This window comes from Flavobacterium sp., from assembly GCF_035760125.1.
GTDB lineage: Bacteria > Bacteroidota > Bacteroidia > Flavobacteriales > Flavobacteriaceae > Flavobacterium.
In genome coordinates this window covers 1-2572 of the sequence record NZ_DASTTN010000330.1, presented here as the reverse complement: position 1 = coordinate 2572, position 2572 = coordinate 1, and the positions used below count along the sequence as shown (strand labels likewise).

General features: G+C 38.2%; 4 protein-coding genes. All 4 read left to right on the top strand.

Annotated features, from left to right (window positions below):
* On the top strand, positions 1–888 hold an 888-nt coding region (locus tag VFS71_RS11735; protein ID WP_326401461.1), incomplete at its 5' end, for an aldo/keto reductase.
* Between the two features lie 10 nt (positions 889–898).
* Complete coding sequence (locus tag VFS71_RS11730; RefSeq protein ID WP_326401460.1) at positions 899–1363, top strand: nuclear transport factor 2 family protein; 465 nt, start codon at positions 899–901, stop codon at positions 1361–1363.
* A gap of 12 nt (positions 1364–1375) precedes the next feature.
* Positions 1376–2356: an aldo/keto reductase gene (locus VFS71_RS11725; protein ID WP_326401459.1), complete on the top strand. Its 981-nt coding sequence runs from the start codon at positions 1376–1378 to the stop codon at positions 2354–2356.
* A 12-nt stretch (positions 2357–2368) separates the two neighbouring features.
* On the top strand, positions 2369–2572 hold a 204-nt coding region (locus VFS71_RS11720), incomplete at its 3' end, for an SDR family NAD(P)-dependent oxidoreductase (RefSeq protein ID WP_326401458.1).

Genomic DNA, 2572 nt, shown 5'->3' with positions numbered 1-2572 from the left:
AGTCAAGCCATACAAGTCATTAGAACTGCTGTGGAGCGAGGCGTTACTTTTTTTGACACTGCGCAGGCGTATGGTCCGTATGTCAATGAAAAATTATTAGGAGAAGCATTAGTCCCTTTTAGAAAAGAGGTTGTTGTTGCTACAAAATTTGGTTTTAAATTAGAAAATGGCGCCATTACAGGACTTGATAGTCGTCCAGAAAATATTAGAGCAGTTGCAGAAGCATCTTTAAAAAGTTTAAAAACAGATTATATCGATTTGTTCTACCAACACAGAGTAGATCCAAATGTACCCATTGAGGAAGTGGCTGGTACGCTGAAAGATCTAATTAATGAGGGCAAAATTCTTCATTACGGACTTTCAGAAGCGGGTGCTTCTACCATCAGAAAAGCACACGCCATTCATCCTGTGGCTGCGGTTCAAAACCAATATTCTATTTGGACAAGAGAACCTGAATTGGAAGTATTGCCTGTATGTGAAGAATTAGGAATTGGTTTTGTGCCTTGGGGGCCACTTGGAACTGGGTTTTTAACTGGGACTATTGATGCTAATACGAAGTTTGACAGCAATACCGATTTAAGAGCCAGTTTTCCTCGATTTACTCAAGAAGCCATCAAAGCAAATATGCCATTGGTAGATATGCTTCGTGCTATTGCAAAAGAAAAAAACGCAACTCCTGTACAAATAGCATTGGGTTGGTTATTGGCTCAAAAACCTTGGATTGTGCCAATTCCGGGAATGGATAAAGCGGAATTTATTGATGACAATATCAAGTCAATTGACCTTGAATTAACTACTGCCGACCTTAAATATATTGATGACCAGCTGACCGCAATCAAAATTCAAGGAGCTAGATTAGATGAAGGTTTACTGTCAATGTCTGAATAGTAAAATCAAAATGAATCTATTACTAAAATGTTTTGTAATACTGCTGCTCTTTACTGCAGAAGTGATTTGTCCGCAAACAAAATCCAACAAAGAAACTATGGAAACAGATAAAATAGATACTGATCAGGTGCTTGATGTAACTCGTCAACTGACACAGTTGATGATTGATAAGGACACAGCAGGACTGAACAGAATTTTAGATATGCATTTCACGCTTACGCACATTACGGGATATGTGCAACCAAAAGAGGAATGGTTCTCCGAGATTGAAAGTGAGCGAATGAAATACTATTCATATAAAGAGGTAAAAACTACAGTAAAAATAGACGGAGATAAAGCCACATTTGTTGGTCAGAATTTGCTGGATGCACGAATTTGGGGTACACGAAACAACTGGCGTTTGCAACAGACGATGCAACTTGAAAAACGAAATGGAAAATGGATTATCCTGAAATCGGTAGCCATCACATTTTAAAAAATAAAAATTATGGAAAAGAGAATATTAGGAAACAGCGGATTAGAAGTTTCGGCACTTGGAATGGGGTGTATGGGTCTGAGTTATGGCTATGGTCCTGCAACAGACAAACAACAAGCCATAAAATTAATAAGGGAAGCTTACGAACAAGGAATCACCTTCTTTGATACAGCTGAAGCTTATGGTATTGCAAATGAAGAATTAGTTGGCGAAGCATTGCTTCCTTTTAGAAAAGAAGTAGTTATTGCTACCAAATTTGGTTTTAAGGATGGCGATGCCACTAAAGGACTAGATAGCCGACCAGAACGAATTAGAGCAGTCGCTGAAGAATCTTTAAGACGACTCAAAACAGATGTCATTGATTTATTTTATCAACATCGAGTAGATCCAAACATGCCAATGGAAGATGTTGCCGGAACGGTTAAAGATCTTATTCAAGAAGGAAAAGTAAAACACTTTGGACTTTCGGAAGCTGGTGTTTCATCCATTCGAAAAGCACACGAGGTACAACCCGTAACGGCTTTGCAAAGCGAATATTCTATTTGGTGGAGAGAACCTGAATTAGAAATTTTACCAACATTGGAAGAATTAGGAATTGGATTTGTGCCTTTTAGCCCATTGGGTAAAGGTTTTTTGACCGGTGCCATCAATGAAAATACCCAATTTGATTCAACCGATTTTCGAAATATTGTACCTCGCTTTAGTGAAGAAAACAGAAAAGCCAATCAAAGATTAGTGACCTTATTAGGTGAGATTGCTTTTCAAAAAGAAGCGACAACTGCACAAATTGCATTAGGTTGGTTGTTGGCACAAAAACCTTGGATTGTACCAATTCCAGGTACTACAAAATCACATCGATTAACAGAGAACATTGGAGGGGTTTCTATTCATTTATCTGCTAATGATATTAAAAAAATTGATTATGCATTTACACAAACAACGATACAAGGAGACCGCTATCCAGCCCATTTACAAAAAAGAGTTGGTAACTAAAAATCTAAAAAAATGAAAAAAGAAAATGTAATTGTTGTAATCGGTGCTGGGTCTATTGGTCAGGCCATCGCCAGACGTGTGGGTACAGGAAATCATATTTTGCTGGCTGATTTAAGTCAGGAAAACAGCGATGCAGCCGCAAAAGTACTCAGAGATGCAGGTTTTAAAGTTAGTACCGCCATTGTTGATGTTTCCTCAAGGTCATCGGTTCACGCA